Below are 3,272 nucleotides of genomic sequence, written 5' to 3' on the forward strand. Positions count from 1 at the left end.
GCGGCGAAGCTCCCGGCCGGTACGCAGGACTGGGGCCAATGGCTCGCGCAGTTTCCGCCGATCCAGGCCGGCCCGGCCGAGCCTCCCGGTTCGATGATCTACACCTCCGGCACCACCGGCCATCCGAAGGGCGTGCGCCGCGCGCCGCCGACGGCGGAACAGGCCGTCGTCTGGAGCCACATCATCGGCACCGTCATGGGCTTCGGTCCGGCTCACGGCGCACCGCAGGACATGGTGACGGTCGTCACAGGCCCCATGTATCACTCCGCGCCTAACGCCTACGGACTCTTCGCCTTCCGCGTCGGCGCCAATGTCATCCTGCAGCCGCGCTTCGATCCGGAAGAGCTGCTGCAGATGATCGACAAATACAAGGTCACGCATCTCCACATGGTGCCGACCATGTTCGTCCGCCTGCTGAAATTGCCGGACGAGGTGAAAAGGAAATACGACCTGTCGTCGCTGCGCTTCGTCGTCCACGCGGCGGCGCCCTGCCCGGTTCACGTGAAGCAGGCGATGATCGAGTGGTGGGGCCCGGTCATCAACGAATACTACGGCGGCACCGAAACGGGCGCGGTCGTCTTCTGCAATTCCGAGCAATACCTCAAGCATCCCGGCACCGTCGGCAAGGCGCTCGAGGGCGCGAAGGTCATGGTGCTCGGCGAGAACGGCGAGGAACTTGCGACCGGCGCGACGGGCGAGATCGTCTGCCGTATTCCGTCCATTCCCGACTTCACCTATCACGGCGACGACGAGAAGCGCCGCAGGGCGGAGAAGGCCGGCCTCATCGCGCTCGGCGATATCGGCTATCTCGACGAGGACGGCTTCCTCTATCTCTGCGACCGCGCCAAGGACATGGTGATCTCGGGCGGCGTCAACATCTACCCGGCCGAGATCGAGGCCGAGCTTCACAAGATGCCGGGCGTCGGCGATTGCGCCGTCTTCGGCATCCCGGATGAGGAGTTCGGCGAGGCCCTCTGCGCCGTGGTCCAGCCGCAGCCCGGCGTCAGCCTCCAGGCGGCCGATGTCCGGGCCTTCCTGCGCGAGCGCATCGCCGGCTACAAGGTGCCCAAGACGGTTGAGTTCCAGAACGACCTGCCGCGCGAGGATTCCGGGAAAATATTCAAGCGCAAGCTCCGCGAGCCATACTGGGAGCGTGCGGGACGGCAGATCTGACCTTTACGGCTTCGGATCGGAGAAAGGGCGGGTTTCCCGCCCTTTTTTCATGCCGCGCTGCGTCAAAAAGTCCTGCTGCATTGCAAAATAATCACACACTGACATCTTGTCAGTTTGTGCGATGCAACATATCTTTGGTTCAACAAAGCGAACTGCTTCAAAAGCGGCATCCCCCGGAAGGGGCGGAAACGAACGGGCGGTTTAGCGTCACTCGAAGTACCAGAGGTAGCCCCATGACTTCCGCATCGCATCTCGCCTCCCATGTCGCCGCGCAGACCCGGTCTCTCGGCGCGGATGTGTCGGCCCAGGCGGAGCGCCTGTGGTCCACAGGCAAGGCCCAGATCGTCAAAACCCATCGCGAGTTCAGCCTTTCCGACGCCGTCGCGGCGGCCGGCTACAGTGTGCTCTCGCTCTATTCGGCCGCTTTCGTGGCCTATGTGGCCGCTATTTACTGAGCCGGGCCACTCCTCATCCCTCACGGGCGCGGCAACCGTTCGCTGCGCCCGTGAGGTCCGGTTTTTCCTTCCGAACAGCCGATTTTCACCCCTTTTATGACCGAAAGCGCCTCTTGCGCTGCGTCATGCGACGCCCATATAAGTAGCCTTGCTTATTAGCAGCTTGGCATTCTACCGACGGGGCGGTGTTTATGTTGAAGAACCAAAATCCGGAGCGCAGCACCGGCTTTCTGCTGCGGGACAATTCGCGGCTCATGAAAACCGCCTTCAACGATCGTGTCAGCGGCCTCACCCAGGCCCAGTGGGGGGCACTCGCGCATCTGTCGCGCAACCAGGGCCTCAATCAGGTCGGCCTCGCCGACCTTCTCGAAGTTCAGCCCATCACGGTCGCGCGCCTCATCGACAAGCTGGTGGCGCTCGGCGTCGTCGAACGGCGGCCGGATCCGAAGGACCGGCGCGCGCAGCAGCTTTTCCTGACATCGAAGGCGCAGCCGCTGCTCGATCAATTGTGGGAGGCGGGGGACGAAATTCTCGACGAAGCCTATGACGGCTTCAGCGAAGAAGAACGAGCCAGGTTCATCGACATGCTCGTGCGCATGCGCTGCAACCTCGCCCGCTTTACGCAAGAGGTAAGCAGCGTCCGCAGCCGTACCGCGGGCTTGCGGAAGACTGGCTGAGCCGCGCCGCCTCCATTGATGTTCCGGTCCGTTCAGTCCAAGCTGCCGCCAAAACCGGAGGCACAATGTCGGTCCAGATTCCTTACGTTCGCGATATCGAGTTCAAATACGGCGACTGCGACGAAGTCTCGCCGCTGATCCGCCGCGTGGTCGCGAACAATCCTTCCGCCTTCACCTACAAGGGCACGGGCACCTACATCATCGGGCATGGCGAGGTCGCGGTGGTCGATCCGGGCCCGATGCTCAATGCCCATGTCGAGGCGTTGCTGCGCGCGCTCGAAGGCGAGATCGTCAGCCACATCCTCATCACCCACACCCACAGCGATCATTCGCCCGCCGCGAAGCCGCTCAAGGCGCTCACCGGCGCCGAGACCTATGCCTTCGGCCCGCATGGCTCCGGCCAGCAGGGATCGGACGAGGTACAGGTCGAGGAAGACGGCGACATGGAGTTCGTGCCCGATGTCGAAGTCGGCGACGGCGACGTCATCGAAGGCGCCGGCTGGACCGTCGAATGCGTCTACACGCCCGGCCACACCTCGAACCACATGTGCTTCGCGCTGGAGGAAGAGAAGGCGCTCTTCACCGGCGATCATGTCATGGGCTGGTCCACCAGCATCGTCAGCCCGCCCGACGGCAACATGGAACAATACATGGCCTCGCTGCATCTCCTGCTGGAGCGCGACGACGAAATCTACTGGCCGACGCATGGTCCCGCGATCAAGGATCCGAAGCCCTTCGTGCGTTCCTTCATCGCGCATCGCGAAGACCGCGAGCAGCAAATCCTGAAGCAGCTCGCCTCGGGCAAGACGCGCATCGCCGACATGGTGCCCGTCATGTACGCCGCCGTCGACAAGCGGCTCTATCCCGCCGCCGCGCGCTCCGTCTTCGCCCACATGGAATATCTCGTCGCTCGCGGCATCGTCGAGGCGGACGGCAAGCCGACGCTCGGCGGGAACTACCGGCTGGC

The 3,272-nt window shown here is 63.6% G+C and carries 4 protein-coding genes; all 4 read left to right on the plus strand.

The window, feature by feature from the left end; genetic code table 11:
• The coding region (locus tag Q8S60_RS14780; RefSeq protein ID WP_305668682.1) for an AMP-binding protein at window positions 1–1,173 on the plus strand (1,173 nt) is incomplete at its 5' end.
• A gap of 233 nt (window positions 1,174–1,406) precedes the next feature.
• On the plus strand, window positions 1,407–1,628 hold the full coding sequence (locus Q8S60_RS14785) for a hypothetical protein (protein ID WP_305276375.1): 222 nt from the start codon (window positions 1,407–1,409) through the stop codon (window positions 1,626–1,628).
• A gap of 191 nt (window positions 1,629–1,819) precedes the next feature.
• Entirely contained in the window at window positions 1,820–2,305 is a 486-nt protein-coding gene (locus tag Q8S60_RS14790; RefSeq protein ID WP_305276374.1) for a MarR family winged helix-turn-helix transcriptional regulator, read from the plus strand.
• Window positions 2,306–2,370: 65 nt separating this feature from the next.
• Window positions 2,371–3,272 (plus strand): MBL fold metallo-hydrolase (locus Q8S60_RS14795; RefSeq protein WP_305668683.1); only part of this gene is annotated, 902 nt, incomplete at its 3' end.

The organism is Parvibaculum sp., from assembly GCF_030694575.1.
Taxonomy (GTDB): Bacteria; Pseudomonadota; Alphaproteobacteria; order Parvibaculales; family Parvibaculaceae; genus Parvibaculum.